The organism is Bradyrhizobium sp. (genome assembly GCF_049512235.1).
Classification (GTDB): Bacteria; Pseudomonadota; Alphaproteobacteria; order Rhizobiales; family Xanthobacteraceae; genus Bradyrhizobium.
Genome location: NZ_JBEKXH010000072.1, coordinates 1 through 19,637, shown reverse-complemented (window position 1 = coordinate 19,637; position 19,637 = coordinate 1). Strand labels below are relative to the sequence as shown.

Sequence of the window (19,637 nt, the reverse complement as noted above, 5' to 3'; positions counted from 1 at the left end):
CGACCTCAATGTACATCCTGCCCTGCCATGTCCTGGCCACGCCCGACGCTGCCGCGTCCACCGCATCTCATCCCGCGTGTCTGACGATCGCGATACGCCCCTCATCTGGAACGAGACGGGTGGGACTATAACTGATTCGAACAAAACAGCAACAGCAATATTTTTACATTTGTGGCTTGACAGCCCAAATCACACCAGATCTGGCCCGTCGGGCTAACAACTTTTTTGCGCGACGTCATTTGCCAGCTCGACGGAGGAGAGAAATTCGGCCCGTCGGGCAAATCACCGGCATTTCCCCATCATCGCGGCAACTGGTTCGCATGACGCGCGCGCGGGCCGGTCCAAGGATCTATGTTCAGTCACCCTGTGCACCGAATTAGCGGAGATTTTGAGCTCGGCAATTGATGCGATCAGCGCACCGCCCTTTCGATAACAGCTTGAAAACCTCGCCGCGCGGGCGGGACGACATCGGCGCGATATTGACCTTTGCCGGCCAATCCGCTTGCCTCCACCCGACCGCGTCACAAAAACCACCCGGGAAGCAACGCCATGTCCCATGTGCTGGCCATCGATCAGGGCACTACCTCCTCGCGCGCCATTGTCTTTCGTGCCGACATTTCGATCGCAGCGGTGGCGCAGCAGGAATTCCCGCAGCATTTTCCGGCCTCGGGCTGGGTCGAGCACGAGCCGGAGGACATCTGGACCTCGACGATCGCCACCGGCCGCGAGGCGCTGCGGAAAGCTGACCTCACCGCCAAGGATATCGCCGCCATCGGCATCACCAACCAGCGCGAGACCACCGTGGTGTGGGATCGCGACACCGGCCAGGCCATTCACCGCGCCATCGTCTGGCAGGACCGCCGCACCGCCGATATCTGTGCAAGACTCAAAGCCGAAGGCCAAGAGTCTTCGATCTCCGCGAAGTCAGGCCTGATCATCGATCCCTATTTTTCCGGAACCAAAGTCGCCTGGATCCTCGACCAGGTCCCCGGCGCGCGCGAGCGCGCTGATCGTGGCGAACTGATGTTCGGCACGGTCGACTGCTATCTTTTGTGGCGGCTGACCGGCGGCAAGGTCCATGCGACCGACGCCACCAACGCCTCGCGCACGCTGTTGTTCAACATCCACACCGGGCAGTGGGATGATGAATTGCTGAACCTGCTGCGGGTGCCGCGCTCGATGCTCCCGGAGGTGAAGGACTCCTCCGCCGACTTCGGCGAGAGCCTGCCGGAATGGTTCGGCGGCGCGATCGCGATTTCCGGCATCGCCGGCGACCAGCAGGCCGCCACCATCGGCCAAGCCTGTTTCTCGCCCGGCATGATAAAATCGACCTACGGCACCGGGTGCTTTGCCCTGCTCAACACCGGCACCACGCCGGTCGCCTCCAACAACAAGCTTTTGACCACCATCGCCTACCAGCTCAATGGCCAGCGCACCTATGCGCTGGAAGGTTCGATCTTCGTCGCCGGCTCCGCGGTGCAGTGGCTGCGCGACGGGCTCGGCATCATCAAACAGGCCGCCGAGACCGGCCCGCTCGCCGACAAGTCCGACAGCCTGCAGTCGGTCTATCTGGTGCCGGCCTTCGTCGGGCTGGGCGCCCCCTACTGGAATCCGCGCGTGCGCGGCGCGCTGTTCGGGCTGACCCGCAGCACCGGCCCGGCCGAACTCGCCCATGCCGCCCTGGAGAGCGTCTGCTACCAGACCTTCGACCTGTGGGCGGCGATGCGCGCCGACTGGCCGGAGGCCAACGCCGCCCATGTGGTGCTGCGCGTCGACGGCGGCATGACCGCCTCGGACTGGACCATGCAGCGGCTCGCGGATTTGCTGGACGCGCCGGTCGACCGCCCGATGATCCAGGAAACCACCGCCTTGGGCGCCGCCTATCTGGCGGGGCTCGCGGCCGGCGTCTTTCCCGAGCCCGAAAAATTCGCCGACAACTGGCGGCTGGAGCACCGCTTCAAGCCGATCATGAGCGCGGCGACGCGGGAGCGCAAGCTGAAGGGCTGGGCGCGGGCGGTGAAGGGGGTATTGGCGAGCGATGAGGGAGAGGGGTAGCGGTAGGTCTCTTTGCCGTCGTCACCCGCCACCGGGTCGGTGCCCACGGGTCGCGCGAATGCGCGCCCGATGACAGGCTCCAGCGGTTGATCCAATATTCCCGGCGGTTGTGGTAAAACGCAACTTCGCAGTGTACTGGAGATTCCGCTCGCGCGGAGTGCGACGGTGCTGCCTTCCATCGATGGTCCCACCCCCATGATCCTGATCGGCCAGTATGACTCCCCCTTTGTTCGCCGGGTCGCGATTGCGCTCAGGCTTTACGGCGTGCCGTTCGTTCACCGGCCGTGGTCGACCTTTGGCGACGCGGACAATATCGCGCCGTTCAATCCGCTGTGCCGGGTGCCGACACTGGTGTTCGAGGATGGCGAGGTATTGATCGAGAGCGCCGCGATCCTGGATTATCTCGATGAAATCGTCGGGCCGGAAAAGGCGATGATGGCAGCTCACGGCTGGGAGCGCCGCCAGGCCTTGAGAATCTGCGCGCTGGCGACCGGGCTCGCCGACAAGGCGGTCAGCCTGGTCTACGAGCGGGTGCTGCGCCGGGATCCGCTCAAACTATGGGTCGAGCGGTGCGCAGCCCAGATTGGCGGCGTATTGGAGATGCTGGAAAACGAACGGTCCGCGATCGCCTCGCTTTACTGGTTCGGCGGCCGCATCGGACATGCCGATATCGCCGTGGCCTGCGCGCTGCGTTTCACGAGCGAGGCCCATCCGAGCCTGTTCGGCCCCTTGCGCCATCCGGCGCTCGCAGCGCACGCCGCGCGCTGCGAGGCGCTGCCGGCCTTTCGGGAGATCGCACAGAAGTTCAATCCGCCGAGCGGGTGAAGATGGCGTGCGGCCCTGCGGTGCGCAGACACCGGCATCGCGGTGTCGCGCGCAGAGCCCGGAAGCGCCCGCGGCTTGATGATTTGACATCGTTCAGTCATTTATGCGCTACTTTCACGTGCGTTATTTTCAGCTTGCTATCCGTATTGGTCTGATCTGAGCAATTGCCGGGGTGGATGAGATGCCAAAGCGCGTCATCGTCGAGGGCGAGAAGAAGCTGATCCTCGATGACTTCTTCAAGGTGGAGGAAGTTCATCTCTCCTTCGAGAAATTCGACGGCAGCATGAGCCCGGTGGTGCGTCGGCTCAATTTCGAGCGCGGCGATTCCGTCGCCGCGGTGCTGCATCAAAAGCAGCGCGACGTCGTAATTCTGGTCAATCAATTCAGGTATCCCGCCTACGACAAGGGGCCAGGCTGGTTGACCGAAGTCGTCGCCGGCATGATCGACAAGGGAGAGCATCCCGAAGCCGCGATGCGCCGGGAGATTCTCGAAGAGACCGGCTATGTGGTCGAAAACCTTGTGCACATTGCCGATTTTTACGTCTCGCCCGGCGGTTCGTCGGAGCGGATATTTCTCTATTGCGCCGAAATTTCCGGACTTGACCCGGCTGGAAAGGGCGGCGGGCTGGCCAGCGAAAACGAGGATATCCAGCTCGTCGAACTTTCGACCGGCGAGGCTTTTGCTCGGCTCGAACGCGGCGAAATCCAGGACGCCAAGACGATCATTGCGCTGATGTGGTTGCGGACCAGGCTTGTTTCAGGCGTTTCATAAAAGGAGATTCGATATGACCAGCTGTTTTGTCATCATGCCGTTCGGGCAAAAGAAGGATCCCGGAGGCAAAGACATCAATTTCGATACGGTTTATACCCATTTGATCAAGGAAGGGGTGGAGCAGATCAAGGGACTGAGCTGCACCCGTTGCGATGAAATCGAAGAGCCAGGTGTCGTTCACAAGAAAATGCTCGAGCAGATATACCAGGCGGATGTCGCCGTGGTCGACATCACGACGTTGAACCCGAATGTCTTTTACGAACTCGGAGTTCGGCACGCGCTGGCGGACCATGTCACCGTCATCATCAAGCGCAAGGGCACACAGATCCCGTTCAATATCCGCCCCTTGAACGCGATCGAATATGACACGGACATGGGAAGCGTCGCGGAAGCCAAGAAGAAAATTGTGACGTTTATCCAAAATGGCCTGAAGACGCGCAAGGTCGACAGCCTGGTCCACGACAGCCTGCCGATACGGATCGCGGAAGAGAGCGTACCTCTGCAGGGCACCAGGAAGTATAAGGCTTCGCTTGGGGCAACCGGCAAGCAAATCGGAATTATCACCGGCGATGTGACCGGGGTCGAGGGCGTCGATGTCTGGGTCAGTTCGGAAAATACCAACATGCAGATGGCCCGCTTCTACGAACGGTCGATCTCCGGCACGATCAGGTATCACGGCGGCAAGCGCAACCCGGCAGGTCAGGTCACGGACGATATTCTTCAGAAGGAGTTGACGGGGATTGCCGGAGACGGCGTGCCTGCCGCCGCGGTCATTGCGACCAGCGCCGGCGAACTCGCGGACAGCAACCGCGTCAAGCGGATATTCCATGCCGCCGCTGTTCACGGCCATATTGGCCGGGGCTTCATGCCGATCCAGAATATCGATGACTGTATTACGAACGCCCTGAAGCTTGCGGATTCTGCGAAGGAAAGGAAGTTCAAACTCCGCAGCATCCTGTTTCCGCTGCTGGGTACCGGGCAGGGCGGCGGCAAGGTGCGTGAGACGGTAAAATCACTGGTGGCAGCCGCGAAATCCTATCTGGAAGGCAAAACGGGCAGCGTCATCGAGGAAGTCTATTTTCTCTGTCGCACCGAGAAGGATCTTGAAGAGTGCCAATGGGCGTTCGATCAGGCCGGGCTGGTCCTTGCGGATGCCTGAGGATGCGCGAGCCGACAGGACGGGTTGTAGCATGGGGTAGAGCGACCGGATCGGACGCATGTCCGAACTGGTCGCGAAACCCATCGCAGCGGGTGGAATCGGTGGGTTTCGCGAAGAGTTCAACCCACCCTACGACTGAGTTCCTCACCGGCGGCGCCGACCCCTGGGCATGAACCCCGGTTTCGAATGAAAGCCTGACTCAAAAAAGGGTTTATAGTGGTTCGTCATTGCGAGCCAATCGGGCGCGCGAATGCGCGCTCGATTGAGCGAAGCAATCGCCGCCGCGGAAAGATAAGCTGGATTGCTTCGTCGCAAGAGCTCCTCGCAATGACGGTTGTGAGGTCCTCGCCCAGGTTTCGTATTTGGAGCATTGCTCAAGCGATGCATCTCGAAGGATGTCGGCGGGCCTCATGGTTCGAGACGGCGCCGGAGAAGCGCCTCCTCACCATGAGGGTCGCTATGCCCGCACCGCCTTTTTGCGCCAGCCCAGATGCACCGCGCAGGTGCAGCCTGGCGGATGCGCGGCCACTTCCTCAGGCAGGATATCATTGGCTGGCACCGCGCTTACCGGCGCCAGCGTCGGCATCGCCGCTTTGGCGCGGCGATCCCGCGCCGATTGATCCTGCGTCGGGATGTAGTTCAAGACCGGCGCCAGCCAGCGCTCGGCGGTATCGAGGCTCCAGCCTTTTCGCGCCGCATAGTCCTCGACCTGGTCGCGCTCGATCTTGCCGACACCGAAATAGAAGCTTTCCGGGTGGCTGAAATACAGTCCCGAGACCGACGCGCCCGGCCACATCGCGTAGCTTTCGGTCAGTTTGACGCCGGCGCTGTTCTCGGCATCGAGCAGGGAAAACAGCGTCGCCTTTTCGGTGTGATCGGGCTGCGCCGGATAGCCCGGCGCCGGGCGGATGCCGTGGTATTTTTCCAGGATGAGGTCTTGAGGCGAAAGCGTCTCGTCCGGCGCATGACCCCAAAATTCCCGGCGCACCCGCGCATGCATGCGTTCGGCAAAGGCTTCCGCCAGACGGTCCGCCAAGGCCTTGCACAGGATTGACGAGTAATCGTCATTGGCATTCTTGAAACGGTCGGCGATGACGTCCTCGCCGATCCCCGCGGTGACCACGAAGGCGCCGATATAATCCGGCACGCCGGACGGCAGCGGCGCGATGAAATCCGACAGCGCCGCGTTGAAGCGGCCTTCGCGCTTCTCCAGTTGCTGGCGCAGCGTATGCAAGGTCGCAATCGGCCTTGAGCGGGAATCATCGCTGTAGACCACGATGTCGTCGCCGTCGGCATTGGCCGGCCAGAAGCCGATGGTCGCCTGCGCCTTGAACCATTTTTCCCTGACGATGCGACCCAGCATGGTGCGGGCGTCGGCATAAAGCGCGCGGGCGGCTTCGCCGACCTTGGCGTCGTCGAGAATGGCGGGGAAACGTCCGGTCAGTTCCCAGGTCTGGAAGAACGGCGTCCAGTCGATGTAGGAGGCCAACTCGGCGAGGTCGTAATCCGCAAACGACCGGATGCCCAGAAAGGCCGGCCTTTTCGGCGGCGTCCCGGCAAAATCGATCTTGACCGCGTTGGCGCGGGCATCGGCCAGCCTCAAGCGCCTCTTGTCGGCCTGGGCGCGGAAATGCGCCGCGGAAATCTTGGCGTAATCGGCGCGAACTTCGGCGGCATAGGCCTCGCGCCGCTCGGGCGACATCAGCGACGAGGCGACGCCGACGGCGCGGCTGGCGTCATTGACATGCACCACCGGCCCGCCGCGATAATTCGGGTCGATCTTGACGGCGGTATGGACGCGGCTGGTGGTGGCGCCGCCGATCAGGAGCGGCACGGTCATGCCCTGGCGTTCCATCTCGCCGGCGAGGAAACTCATCTCATCCAGCGACGGGGTGATCAGGCCGGAAAGCCCGATAATGTCGGCGCCTTCCGCTTTCGCGGTTTCGATGATTTTTGCCGCCGGCACCATGACGCCGAGGTCGATGACCTCGAAATTGTTACATTGCAGCACGATGCCGACGATGTTCTTGCCGATATCGTGGACGTCGCCCTTGACGGTGGCGAGCACGATCTTGCCGGCGGAGCTGCGGCCATCGCCCGCGATGCCATTGGCGAGGTTGCGCGCCTTTTCCGCTGCCATGAACGGCATCAGATAGGCCACCGCCTGCTTCATCACCCGCGCCGATTTCACCACCTGCGGCAGGAACATTTTGCCGTCGCCAAAGAGATCGCCGACGATGTTCATGCCGGCCATCAGCGGGCCCTCGATGACGTTGAGCGGGCGTTCCACCGTCTGCCGCGCCGCTTCGGTATCCTGTTCGATATACTCGGTGATGCCGTGCACCAGCGCGTGGCTGAGCCGCTTGTCGACCGGCCAGTCGCGCCAGGCGAGGTCCTGCTCTCTGGTCTGTTTCTCCTTGCCGCGGAATTTTTCCGCCAGCGCCAGCAGGCGTTCGGAGGCGCCGGCGTCGCGGTTGAGGATGACGTCTTCGCAGGTCTGCCGCAACTCGGGATCGATATCGTCATAGACGATCATCTGCCCGGCATTGACGATGCCCATGTCCATGCCAGCCTTGATGGCATGATACAAAAACACCGAATGCATGGCCTCGCGCACCGGCTCGTTGCCACGGAACGAGAATGACAGGTTGGAAACGCCGCCGGAAACATGCGCGTGCGGCAGGTTTTTGCGGATCCAGCGCGTCGCCTCGATGAAGTCGACACCGTAATTATTGTGCTCTTCCAGCCCGGTCGCGATCGCAAAGATGTTGGGATCGAAGATGATATCCTCAGGGGGGAAGTTCAGCCGCTCAACCAGGATGTCGTAGGCGCGCTTGCAGATCTCGGTCTTGCGCTTGAACGTATCGGCCTGCCCGGCCTCGTCGAACGCCATCACCACCACGGCGGCGCCGTGACGCCGCGCGATGGTGGCCTCGTGGATGAATTTCGCCTCGCCTTCCTTCATCGAGATCGAATTGACCACCGGCTTGCCCTGAACGCATTTCAACCCGGCTTCGATCACGGCGAATTTCGAGGAATCCACCATCACGGGAACGCGCGCAATATCCGGCTCGGCGGCGACGAGGTTGAGGAACGTGACCATGGCCTTTTCGGAATCGAGCAGGCCTTCGTCCATGTTGACGTCGATGATTGCGGCACCGTTTTCGACCTGGTCGCGCGCCACCTGCAACGCCGCGGTGTAATCGCCTGCCGTGATCAGCTTGCGGAATCTGGCCGAGCCGGTGACGTTGGTGCGCTCGCCGATATTGACGAAGGGTATAGCCGGCGTCAGTTCGAACGGCTCCAGTCCGGAAAGCCGCAGGCGCGGTTCGATGTCCGGGATGGTACGCGGCCGGTGCGGCGCCACCGCGGCCGCGATCGCCGCGATATGGGCGGGCGTGGTGCCGCAGCAGCCGCCGACGATGTTGACGAGGCCGGATGCCGCAAACTCTCCGATCAGCCGCGCCATGTACTGCGGGCTTTCGTCGTAGCTGCCGAACTCGTTGGGCAGGCCGGCATTCGGATAGGCGCAGACCAGCGCGTCGGCGACGCGGCCAATGTCAGCAATGTGCGCGCGTAAATCCTCGGCGCCGAGCGCGCAGTTGAAGCCGATCGTGATCGGCCTGGCGTGGCGCACCGAATTCCAGAACGCTTCGGGCAACTGCCCCGACAAGAGCCGGCCTGATTTGTCGGTGATGGTGCCTGAGATCATCACCGGCACATCAACGCCGCGCTGTTCGCTGATTTCGGCGATCGCGTACAGCGCCGCCTTGGCGTTGAGCGTGTCGAAGATGGTCTCGACCAGCAACAGGTCGGCGCCGCCATCGAGCAGGCCGTTGATCTGTTCGCCATAGGCCAGGCGCAGATCGTCAAAGCTGACGGCGCGGAAGCCGGGGTTGGACACATCGGGCGAGATCGAGGCGGTACGGTTGGTCGGGCCGATGGCGCCGGCCACAAAGCGCGGCCGGCCGTCCTCGGCATAGACGCGCGCGGCGGCGGAATGCGCGAGCCTCGCGCCTTCGCGGTTCAGCTCGTAGGCCAAGCCAGAGAGGTCGTAATCTGCTTGCGCGATCGAGGTCGACGAAAAGGTGTTGGTGGCGACGATGTCGGCGCCGGCGCGCAGATAGTCGGCGTGGATATCCTCAATCGCCTTGGGCTGGGTCAGGATCAACAGGTCGTTGTTGCCCCGGAGGTCGCGGTGAAAATCCGCAAACCGCGCTCCGCGAAAGGCGGCCTCATCGTATTGCAGTCCCTGAATCATGGTGCCCATGGCGCCGTCGAGCACCAGGATGCGCTCGCGGGCCATGGCAAGCAGGGCGGTTCGCTTCTCGGAAACAGGCGGGCTCATGGGGTCAGGCGGCTTTCTGTGCGCCATGGGGCCGGATGCCCAGCAAATGGCTGATGGCGAACACGAGGTCGGCGCGGTTCATGGTGTAGAAGTGAAAGGTATCGACGCCGTGCTTTCTGAGTTTCTGCACCTGGCCGGCGGCAATTGTCGCCGCCACCAGCTTGCGGGTCTCGGCGTCGTCATCGAGGCCCTCGAACTTTTCCGCGATCCAGTCCGGCACGCTGGTGCCGGCGCGGGTGACAAAACCGCGGGCCTGCTTGAAGTTGTGCATCGGCATGATGCCGGGCACGATCGGAATGGCGATGCCGCGGGCGCGAACCCGGTCGAGATAGCGAAAGTAGAGGTCGTTGTCGAAAAAGACCTGGGTGATGGCCCGGGTCGCGCCGGCGTCGACCTTGGCCTCGAGCATGTCGATATCGGCATCGAAGCCGGAACTTTCCGGATGTTTTTCCGGATAGGCGGAGACCGAGACCTCGATATCGGGATAGCGCTTCCTGATACCGGCGACGAGTTCGGCCGAAGTCGCGTAGCCCTGGGGGTGGCCGCTGTAAGGGGTGCCGATCCCGCCCGGCGGATCGCCGCGCAGGGCGACAATATGGCGGACGCCGACATCATGATAGCGGCAGACGATATCGTCGATCTCGCCGCGCGCCGCGCCGACGCAGGTCAGATGCGCCGCCGGCGTGAGGGTGGTCTCGCTGAGGATGCGGGCGATGGTGGCGTGGGTGCGCTCCCGGGTCGAGCCGCCGGCGCCATAGGTCACCGAAACGAAGTTGGGCAATAGCGGCGCCAGGCGCTTGATCGTCTCCCACAGGCTGCGTTCCATCTCCTCGGTCTTGGGCGGGAAGAACTCGAAGGAAATATCCGGCGATTTCAGCGCGCGGTGCCCATCTGAAAGCGGGGGTGTAACCTCGGTCATGGCACCTATGAACTCCACCGGGGATGCCGGGCTTAGCGGCAGTGCGATAACATATGACAAAGATTTGCATTCACCCAGCCCATCTTGGATGGGAAATTGCCCATATTTTCTATTTTGTTCCACAAAAGTCCGCGTCATTCCAGATTGGTGGGCAATCCATAAATCCAATTTTATGACCCACGGGCCAGATAAAGACGGTATTTGGCAGCTTTTCATATCGATATTTACGGCTCGACTGCCAATAGGTGGGTGGGCAGGACACGCCGAATATGTATTGTAGTTTACTGTCCCACAATAAAGGCAATCGGCTGAATGAATGACCGGCGCCCGGAGCCTGTTATCTGGTGAGAGGTTTTTCCATCCGAGGCGTCAGGGCGAGGCGACGCTCTCTCACACCCTCCCCCCGCTCTTGCGGTGGGGAGGGTGGGGTGGGGGGTGCCTCACGCATACACCGCCGCCGGCGATAGACCCCCCACCCCCGACCCCTCCCCACCGCTGCGCGGGGGGGAGGGGAGCGCGAGCAGCGCGGCTCCCTTACTGATGAGACTGACAAGGCCTTCGCCCCCATGTCCTGGACCGGTCCGGTGTGTGAACCCGGGGGGCGCGCGGGGATAGGACGACTGCGCCTGAAATGATTTGAAATTCAACATCGCCGCACTAGCTTAGGGTCCATGATCCCGCTTTCCATTCTCGACCTCTCCGTCGTCACCACGGGGACCAAACCCGCCGCGGCGCTGCGCAACAGCATCGATCTGGCGCGATATGCCGATGCGCTGGGTTACACCCGGTACTGGCTCGCCGAGCATCACAACCTCGCCTCGGTGGCGAGCCCGGCGCCCGACCTGATGATCGGGCAGATCGCTGCGGTGACGAGCCGGATCCGGGTCGGCTCCGGTGGCGTGATGCTGCCCAACCACGCGCCGCTGGTGGTGGCGGAGCGCTTCAAGATGCTGGAGGCGCTGTTTCCCGGCCGGATCGATCTCGGCCTCGGCCGCGCGCCCGGCACCGATGGCGCCACCGCGCACGCGCTGCGCAGCCGGCTCGATCGCCGCGAGGGCGACGACTTTCTCGAACGGCTGCATGAATTGATCTTGTGGGAGACGCGCGATTTTCCGCCCGGCCATCCCTACAACAACGTGGTGGCGATGCCCGACGATAGTCCGCTGCCGCCGATCTGGCTGCTCGGCTCCAGCGATTACAGCTCGGAACTGGCGGCCCAGGTCGGGATGGGTTTTGCTTTCGCGCATCATTTTGCGTCGTACGACGCGGTCGAGGCGATGACCAATTACCGGGCGCATTTCAAGCCGTCGGGCTGGCGCTCAAAGCCGCACGGCATTTTGGCGGTCGCGGCGATCGCTGCCGAAAGCGATGACGAAGCCGAACGGCTGGCGACGTCGATGGATCTCAACCGGTTGCGCCGGGATCGCGGCCAGTATTTGCCGCTGCCCAGCGTCGAGGAGGCGCTGGCCTATCCCTATACCGAGAGCGAGCGCGCCTCGATCGCGCGCAATCGCTCGCGGCTGTTTGTCGGCAGCGCTTCGACCGTGCTGGCGAAGCTGCAGCCCATGATCTCGGCAAGCCAGCCGGACGAACTGATGATCATCACCGCCGTCTACGATCACGAGGCGCGCAAGCGCTCCTACAGCCTGCTGGCAGATGCGTATGGGTTGGGGAAGAAGGCAGCAGCGTAACACCAATCACCGTGTCGTCCCAGCCAACGCGCGCCTTATTGGGGTTCTGGCTGTCATCGCCCGGCTTGACCGGGCGACCCAGTACGCACCGGAAGCAGGCGATGACGTGACGTGCCGGACCAGGGTTGGCCATCGCAACCGCTCTGGAATACTGGGTCGCCCGGTCAAGCCGGGCGATGACAGTTCTTGTTTGTCACTCCGCCTTCTCGCTGAAGGTCGCCCGGAAGGGATGGCCGGGATAGACCCCGACGATGCGGAATTCGCGCGAGAAGAATTGCAGTTCCTCCAGCGCCAACGCGAGATTTTTGTCCTCGGGATGGCCATCGACGTCGGCATAAAACTGCGTGGCAAAGAAATTGCCGTCGACCATATAGCTTTCCAGTTTGGTCATATTGACGCCGTTGGTGGCGAACCCGCCCAGCGCCTTGTAGAGCGCGGCCGGCAGGTTGCGGACCCGGAAAACAAAAGAGGTGACCAGCGGGCCCGATCCCTGCCGGGCCCATATGGGCTCGCGCGCCAGCACCACGAAGCGCGTGGTGTTGTGGGTCTCGTCCTCGACGTCCTCGGCCAGGATGTCGAGGCCGTAGATGTCGGCCGCCAGCTTTGAGGCAATCGACGCGCAGGATCTATCCCCGCGCTCGGCGACGATGCGCGCGCTTCCCGCGGTGTCGCCCGATACGATCGGCCGGATGCCGAGCTGGCGGATGATGCGGCGGCATTGCCCGAGCGCATGGACGTGGCTCTCCACGGTGCGGATATCGGCCAGCTTGGCGCCGCGCGGCGCCATCAACTGATGGTGGACGGGCAGGAAATATTCCCCGACGATAAACAGGCCGGACTGCGGCAGCAGATGATGGATGTCGGCGACGCGGCCGGCGACCGAGTTCTCGATCGGGATCATGCCGAGATCCGCCTCGCCGGAAGAAATCGCCGCCAGCGCATCCTCGAAGGTCGGGCAGGCCAGCGGCTCGGCGTCGGGATAGCCTTCGGCGATGGCAATATGGGAATTCGCGCCGTGCTCGCCCTGGAACGCGATTTTCTTGAGGTTCTTTGTCGGGATGGTCATGGCGCCTTGTATCAGCCGCTCAGGCTTTTGCCAGTATCCGGCGGGCGGTTTCGAGATCGGCCGGGGTATCGACGCCGCGCGGCACGGCATCGACGATGGTGACGTCGATCCGCATGCCGGCCTCCAGTGCCCGCAACTGCTCGAGCTTTTCCTGTCGCTCCAGCGCGGAAGGGGGCAGCGAAACAAAGCGCTCCAAGGCCGCCCGCCGATAGGCATAGAGCCCGATATGATGGTAGCGCGGGCCGTCGCCCCAGGGCGCGGTGGCGCGGGTGAAGTAAAGCGCACGCAGCCGCCCTGCGCCAACCGGCGAGCCGACCACCTTCACCACGCTCGGGGCGGTGCTCTCTTCCTCGGTATGAATTTGGGCGGCAAGGGTTGCGATATCGACGGCGGGGTCGGCGAGAGGCGCCAGCACGTCGCGGATGCTGTCCGGCAGGATGGTCGGAAAATCGCCCTGCAGGTTGATGACGATCTCGGCTTCGCCATGGGGATCGAGCTTGCCCAGCGCCTCGTGGATCCGGTCCGAGCCGGAGGGATGATCAGGGTGCGTCATGACGGCCACACCGCCGTGCGCGGTCACCGCGGCCGCGATCTCCGGCGTGTCGGTGGCAACCGCGACGCGGCCGATCCGGGCGGCCTCGGCCCGGCGCAGCACATGGACGATCATCGGCAGGCCGGCAATATCCAGCAGCGGCTTGCCGGGCAGGCGGGTCGCAGCCATGCGGGCGGGAATCAGCACCAGAGTGCGGGTTTCGGTCATCAAAGCGAGGTCTCGACCCAGTTGATAACAGGCCGGAAGTGACGGCATGGCTGGAAAAATGTGGCGTTTATACGGGTTGCCAGAGCGCGGGCAAACCGATATCTCAATCGCTGCGCGGGGGTGCGGCGCGAAGCCCAATTCCCGATGCATCCGCAGGCCGTCTCACTCCGGCCTGATCGTCGAACCTTCCGGCCTGGAGCCTGATCGACCATGGACTCCTTCGAACTCAACAAGATCATCGGTGCCATCCTCGCCACCTGCCTCGTTCTGCTGGTGACGAGCTTTACCGCCAATGCGCTGTTTGCACCGGTCGTGCCCGCCAAGCCGGGTTTTGAAATCGCCGTGAAGGAGGCCGAAGGCGGCGGCAAGGAGGCCGCGGCCGCTCCGTCCGAGCCGATCGAGAAGCTGCTGCAGACCGCTTCCGTCGAGAAGGGGGCCGCCGCTGCGAAGAAATGCGGGGCCTGCCACACCTTCGAGAAGGACGGCCCCAACCGGGTTGGTCCGAATCTCTATGGCATCGTCGGCGACAAAAAAGGCGAGGGGCGCGGGTTCAATTTCTCCGCCGCCATGAAGGCCAAGGGCGGTACCTGGACCTATGACGATCTCAACCAGTTCATCGCCAATCCCAAGGGCTACGTGCCCGGTACCGCGATGGGTTTCGCCGGCATCCAGAAGGACAGCGAGCGCGCCGACGTGATCGACTATCTGCACACGCTTTCGGATAATCCGGTTCCGCTGCCGGTAGCGGCGAAGTAACGGCCCGACTGTTCCAAATGCCATTGACCGACCCAGGCGCAGTGCGCTCCCTCGCCCCGCACTTTGCGGCGAGAGGGTTGGGGTGAGGGGATGCGTCCGCATGCTCCCTGGCAATCGTATCCGCGGTGGCTCCCCCTCACCCGGATCGCATCTTCGATGCGATCCGACCTCTCCCCGCAAGCGGCCGCAAGCGGGGAGAGGTATGGACCGACCCAGACCATCAGGCATTCCACGTCGCGTTTACCGAGGCAATTATAGTGGACGGGCCCCAAGGCGCGAGGGGCTTGGCGGTAAGATCAGGCGCCCGCGCTTGATTGGCGCGCGACCGGACGCAAAACCGCCTTCCGCTTGTGCGGTCGCGCGCCGGTCACCGGGACGTTTCGCCGCAGCGGGGGCGTTCACAAGCTGGTATCATGAGGAAAATGCAACTTAATCGGTCGAAACCTTGCCTTATATTGCGCATCTAACCGCAATGTTGAGGCAATACAGGAATGGTTGATTTGACGATTACCCGACGACGTCTTCTTGAGGCCGGCGCACTTGCCGCGGTGGCACCGGCGCTCGGAGCCATAACCGGTCTGCCGCCGGCGAGCCCGGCGCAAGCCCAGACAGCATCCGGCGAACCGGTCTGGCGACATGCCCTGTCGCTGTTCGGCGACATCAAATATCCCCCCGACTTCAAACGCTTCGACTACGTCAATCCGGATGCGCCCAAGGGCGGCGTCGCCCGCATGATCTCGCTTGGCACCTTCGACAATTTCAATATCGCGGTCGCCGGCGTCAAAGGGTCGATCGCTCCGGCCGCCGCCTTGATCAACGAAATGCTGCTGGCTCGCGCGCAGGATGAAGTCGTCACCGAATATGGTTTGCTGGCGGAAGGTGCCGCACATCCCGATGACTTTGCCTGGGTGATCTATCGTCTTCGGAAGGAAGCGCGCTGGCATGACGGCATGCCGGTGACGCCGGAAGACGTGATCTTCTCGCTTGACGTGCTGAAGAAGTACAGTCCGATGTACGCCTCGTACTATCGGCATGTCGTGAAAGCCGAGAAGAATGGCGAGCGCGATATCAAATTCACCTTCGACGCTCCCGGAAATCGCGAGCTGCCGACCATCGTCGGCGAATTGACGGTATTGCCTCGGCATTACTGGGAAGGCACCGACAGCCAAGGCCGCAAGCGCGACATCTCGGCGACGACGCTGGAGCCGCCGCTGGGCTCTGGCCCCTACCGCATCAAGGAATTTGACGCGGGACGCTCGGTCACCCTGGAGCGCGTCAAGGATTATTGGGGCGCCAACCTCCCGACGCAGGTCGGCCAGAACAATTTCGACGAGTTGCGCTTTGAGTTTTTCCGCGACAACACCGTGGCGCTTGAGGCCTTCAAGGCCGATCAGGCCGACTGGATCGCCGAAAATTCGGCAAAGCAATGGGCGACACAATATGATTTTCCCGCGGTCGGCGAAAAGCGCGTGGTAAAGGAGGAGTTCCCGATCAACGATTCCGGCCGGATGCAGGGCTTTGCCTTCAATCTGCGCCGCGATCTCTTCAAGGATGCGCGATTGCGCCGCGCTTTCAACTACGCCTACGATTTCGAGGAAATGAACAAGCAGCTGTTTTATGGGCAATACAAGCGCATCAACAGCTATTTCGACGGAATCGATCTGGCCTCGTCGGGTCTGCCGGAGGGGCAGGAACTGCAGATTCTCGAAACCGTGCGCGACAAGGTCCCCGCGGAAGTTTTCACCACGCCCTATGCCAATCCGGTCGGCGGCAATCCCGAGGCGGTGCGTGCCAACTTGCGGGAGAGCATGAGGTTGCTGAAAGAGGCCGGTTACGATGTGAAAGATCGTAAGCTCATGGATGCCGCGGGCAAGCCGTTCACCGTCGAGATCCTGGTTCAGGATCCGCCGAGCGAACGCATGGCGCTGTTTTACAAGCCGTCGCTGGAGCGCATCGGTGTGACGACCTCAATCCGCGTGGTCGACGACGCGCAATACCAGAACCGGCTGCGCAGCTTTGATTTCGATATCATCACCGACCTTTGGCCGGAGTCGCTGTCGCCCGGCAATGAACAGCGGGAATTCTGGGGCTCGCAAGCCGCCGATCAACCTGGCTCGAGAAACATCATCGGCATCAAGAATCCGGCGATCGATGCGCTGATCGACAAGGTGATCTTCGCCAAGGACCGTCCCGGCCTGGTGGCCGCCACCAAGGCGCTCGATCGGGTGCTGCTGTGGAATTTCTACGTCGTGCCGCAATTCACCTATGGCTTTGTGCGCTATGCGCGCTGGGATCGCTTCAGCCACGCCGAGCCGCTGCCGAAATACGGCCATTCCGGCCTGCCATCGCTGTGGTGGTTCGATGCCGACAAGGCCGCCAGGATCGGCAAGCGGTCTTGAGGGATTTTTCACGCATGGCGCAGCTGTCCCGCCGGCATGTGCTCGGTCTCGGCATAGGCGCGTTGAGCGCCCCGCTGCTGCGGCCGGCGAGGGCAGCCGATGCCGGCGCCGAGGTCCATGGCCTTTCGGTATTCGGCGACCTGAAATATCCCGCCGACTTTCATCACTTCGATTATGTCAACCTCGCCGCGCCGAAAGGCGGAATGTTTTCCACGATCCCCTCGGCACGCACCTACAATCAGTCGTATTTTACGTTCAGTTCGCTCAACGCCTTCATCCTGAAGGGCGAGGGCGCGCAGGGCATGGATCTGGTTTTCGCAACGTTGATGGCGCGGGCGGCCGACGAACCGGACGCGGTGTATGGCCTCGCGGCGAAGTCGGTACAGATTTCGCCGGATAAGCTGACCTATCGCTTTACCATGCGGCCGGAGGCTGGCTTTCACGACGGCGCAAAACTGACCGCCCATGATGCCGCCTTTTCGCTCAACACGCTGAAGGCAAAAGGCCATCCCCTGATCATCGTGCAACTGCGCGACATGCTGAAGGCCGAAGCGCCCGACGCCGCGACGCTGGTCGTTACTTTCGCGGAAAAACGAGCGCGCGACGTGCCGCTGTATGTCGTCAGCCTGCCGATCTTTTCGCAGGCCTATTATACGGCACGGCCATTCGATGAATCGACGCTCGATATTCCGCTCGGGTCCGGGCCGTACAAAGTTGGAAAATTCGAGGCGAACCGTTACATCGAATTCGAACGGGTGAAGGACTGGTGGGGCGCCGATCTCCCGGTCAGTCGCGGCATCTATAATTTCGATATTGTCCGTTATGAATTCTATCGCGACCGCGATGTCGCCTTTGAAGGTTTTAGTGCCAAGAATTACCTGTACCGTGAGGAGTTCACGTCGCGGTTTTGGGCGACACGCTATGATTTTCCCGCCGTCAAGGACGGTCGCGTCAAGCGCGAGACCTTGCCGGACGATACGCCATCCGGCGCGCAGGGCTGGTTCATCAATACCCGTCGCGACAAGTTTGGGGATGCGCGGGTGCGTGAAGCGCTGATCCAGGCGTTCGATTTCGAATGGACCAACAAGACCATCATGTACGGCGCCTATTTGCGCACCCATTCGCCGTTCCAGAATTCGGACATGATGGCGAAAGGTCCGCCATCGCCGGAAGAAATCAAGCTGCTGGAGCCGTTTCGCGGCCAGGTCCCGGACGAGGTGTTCGGGATGCCGTTCGTGCCGCCGGTGTCGGATGGCTCGGGACAGGACCGGGCGCTGCTGCGCAAGGCATCGCAACTGCTGCTGGATGCCGGTCTCGTCATCAAGGACGGCAAGCGCGTGCTGCCAAATGGCGACGTTTTCAAAATCGAATTCTTGCTCGACGAGCCGTCGTTCGAACCACACCACGCGCCCTATATTAAAAATCTGGGCGTGCTCGGGATCGAGGCCAGTCTTCGCCTCGTCGATCCCGTGCAATACCGTGCCCGGATCGAAGATTTCGATTTCGACATCGCGATCGAACGCTTCAGCCTGTTGGCGACGCCGGGCGACAGCCTGCGGCCGTTCTTTTCGTCGCAGGCGGCGCAAACCAAGGGCTCCTACAATCTGGCGGGCATCGCCAATCCCGCCATCGACGCGCTGGTCGAAAAGATCATCGGCGCGGATAATCGCGCCGATCTGACTTTTGCTTGCCGGGCCCTCGACCGGGTATTTCGCGCCGGGCGCTACTGGGTGCCGCAATGGTATCGGGCCACTCATCCGGTCGCCTATTGGGACGTGTTCGATCACCCCGGGCGTTTGCCGCGTTATCAAATCGACAATTATTCAAGCAGCGTGGGGGAGCGCATTCTGTGGTGGTATGACGCCGCCAAGGCCGCCAACCTCGAGCAGGCGAAATAGATCATGAGCGCCTATATCGCCCGCCGCATTTTCCTGATGCTTCCGACACTATTGGGCATCCTGTTCGTATCCTTCGTGGTGGTGCAATTCGCGCCGGGCGGCCCGGTCGAGCGCGTGATCGCGCAGCTGAGCGGCGCCGACACCGGCGGCACCTCGCGGATTTCGGGGGGCGGCGGCGATTTCGGTCCGCGCGGCCAGATCAACGCGGCTGGCAGCGCCGTCGGATCGAAATATCGCGGCGCGCAGGGGCTCGATCCCGATTTCATCAAGAGCCTGGAAAAGCAGTTCGGCTTCGACAAGCCGGCGCCGGAACGCTTTGCCCTGATGGTGTGGAATTTCACCCGGTTCGATTTCGGCAAGAGCTATTTCCGCGACGTCAGCGTGCTGCAGCTGATCAAGGAGAAGCTGCCGGTCTCGATGTCGCTCGGGATCTGGATGACGCTTCTGACCTATCTGATCTCGATCCCGCTCGGCATCCGCAAGGCGGTCATGGACGGCTCGAAGTTCGATACCTGGACCTCGGCAGTGATCATCGTAGGCTTTGCGATCCCCGGATTTCTGTTTGCGATCCTCCTGATCATCCTGTTTGCCGGCGGCTCGTTCTTCAACATCTTCCCGCTGCGCGGGCTGACCTCGGACGGCTGGTCGCAATTTCCCTGGTACTGGAAGATAACAGACTATTTCTGGCACATCACGCTGCCGCTGATCTCGATGGCGCTCGGCGCGTTCGCCACCATGACGCTGCTGACCAAGAATTCGTTCCTCGATGAAATCCGCAAGCAATATGTGATGACCGCGCGCGCCAAGGGCTGCAGCGAACGGCAGGTGCTCTACAATCACATCTTCCGCAATGCCATGCTGATCGTCATTGCCGGCTTTCCCGGCGCGTTCATCCACGCCTTCTTTTCAGGGTCGCTCTTGATCGAAACCATCTTCTCGCTGGACGGGCTCGGCCTGCTCGGCTTCGAAAGTGTCTTGAACCGCGATTA

The 19,637-nt window shown here is 62.3% G+C and carries 13 protein-coding genes; 9 read left to right on the top strand and 4 right to left on the bottom strand.

All coding sequences use genetic code 11. From position 1 onward, the window contains the following. Positions 1 to 549 precede the first annotated feature (549 nt). From glpK to ABSG20_RS09505, 4 genes are all read left to right on the top strand, one after another. A complete protein-coding gene (gene glpK / locus ABSG20_RS09520; RefSeq protein WP_423864248.1) occupies positions 550 to 2,055 on the top strand; it encodes a glycerol kinase GlpK in 1,506 nt (501 codons plus the stop codon). A 195-nt stretch (positions 2,056 to 2,250) separates the two neighbouring features. Then, a complete protein-coding gene (locus ABSG20_RS09515) occupies positions 2,251 to 2,880 on the top strand; it encodes a glutathione S-transferase family protein (protein ID WP_423864250.1) in 630 nt (209 codons plus the stop codon). 181 nt (positions 2,881 to 3,061) lie between these two features. Then, complete coding sequence (locus ABSG20_RS09510; RefSeq protein WP_423864247.1) at positions 3,062 to 3,652, top strand: NUDIX domain-containing protein; 591 nt, start codon at positions 3,062 to 3,064, stop codon at positions 3,650 to 3,652. Positions 3,653 to 3,665: 13 nt separating this feature from the next. After that, on the top strand, positions 3,666 to 4,811 hold the full coding sequence (locus ABSG20_RS09505) for a macro domain-containing protein (RefSeq protein ID WP_423864246.1): 1,146 nt from the start codon (positions 3,666 to 3,668) through the stop codon (positions 4,809 to 4,811). Positions 4,812 to 5,268: 457 nt separating this feature from the next. Here the strand turns inward: ABSG20_RS09505 and metH are convergent, their stop codons facing one another. Both metH and metF read right to left on the bottom strand, forming a co-directional pair. Continuing rightward, on the bottom strand, positions 5,269 to 9,159 hold the full coding sequence (metH, locus tag ABSG20_RS09500; RefSeq protein WP_423864245.1) for a methionine synthase: 3,891 nt from the start codon (positions 9,157 to 9,159) through the stop codon (positions 5,269 to 5,271). A 4-nt stretch (positions 9,160 to 9,163) separates the two neighbouring features. Then, complete coding sequence (gene metF, locus ABSG20_RS09495; RefSeq protein WP_423864244.1) at positions 9,164 to 10,078, bottom strand: methylenetetrahydrofolate reductase [NAD(P)H]; 915 nt, start codon at positions 10,076 to 10,078, stop codon at positions 9,164 to 9,166. A 671-nt stretch (positions 10,079 to 10,749) separates the two neighbouring features. Here metF and ABSG20_RS09490 point away from each other — a divergent pair. Further along, a complete protein-coding gene (locus tag ABSG20_RS09490; protein WP_423864243.1) occupies positions 10,750 to 11,769 on the top strand; it encodes an LLM class flavin-dependent oxidoreductase in 1,020 nt (339 codons plus the stop codon). A 193-nt stretch (positions 11,770 to 11,962) separates the two neighbouring features. Here the strand turns inward: ABSG20_RS09490 and ABSG20_RS09485 are convergent, their stop codons facing one another. Both ABSG20_RS09485 and ABSG20_RS09480 read right to left on the bottom strand, forming a co-directional pair. Next, positions 11,963 to 12,835 carry a prephenate dehydratase gene (locus ABSG20_RS09485; RefSeq protein WP_423864242.1) on the bottom strand — a complete coding sequence of 291 codons (873 nt, stop codon included), beginning with the start codon at positions 12,833 to 12,835 and terminating at the stop codon, positions 11,963 to 11,965. A gap of 19 nt (positions 12,836 to 12,854) precedes the next feature. Then, the gene (locus tag ABSG20_RS09480; protein ID WP_423864241.1) at positions 12,855 to 13,595 is read right to left on the bottom strand and encodes a 3-deoxy-manno-octulosonate cytidylyltransferase; all 741 of its coding nucleotides are present in this window, start codon (positions 13,593 to 13,595) and stop codon (positions 12,855 to 12,857) included. A 210-nt stretch (positions 13,596 to 13,805) separates the two neighbouring features. Here ABSG20_RS09480 and ABSG20_RS09475 point away from each other — a divergent pair, with 210 nt between their 5' ends. From ABSG20_RS09475 to ABSG20_RS09460, 4 genes are all read left to right on the top strand, one after another. Further along, a complete protein-coding gene (locus ABSG20_RS09475) occupies positions 13,806 to 14,351 on the top strand; it encodes a c-type cytochrome (protein WP_423864240.1) in 546 nt (181 codons plus the stop codon). Positions 14,352 to 14,851: 500 nt separating this feature from the next. Next, positions 14,852 to 16,750 (top strand): extracellular solute-binding protein, encoded by a 1,899-nt coding sequence (locus ABSG20_RS09470; protein ID WP_423864249.1) that lies wholly within the window; start codon positions 14,852 to 14,854, stop codon positions 16,748 to 16,750. 14 nt (positions 16,751 to 16,764) lie between these two features. Beyond that, positions 16,765 to 18,648, top strand: a complete 1,884-nt coding sequence (locus ABSG20_RS09465; RefSeq protein ID WP_423864239.1) for an extracellular solute-binding protein — start codon at positions 16,765 to 16,767, stop codon at positions 18,646 to 18,648. A gap of 3 nt (positions 18,649 to 18,651) precedes the next feature. Beyond that, on the top strand, positions 18,652 to 19,637 hold a 986-nt coding region (locus ABSG20_RS09460), incomplete at its 3' end, for a microcin C ABC transporter permease YejB (RefSeq protein WP_423864238.1).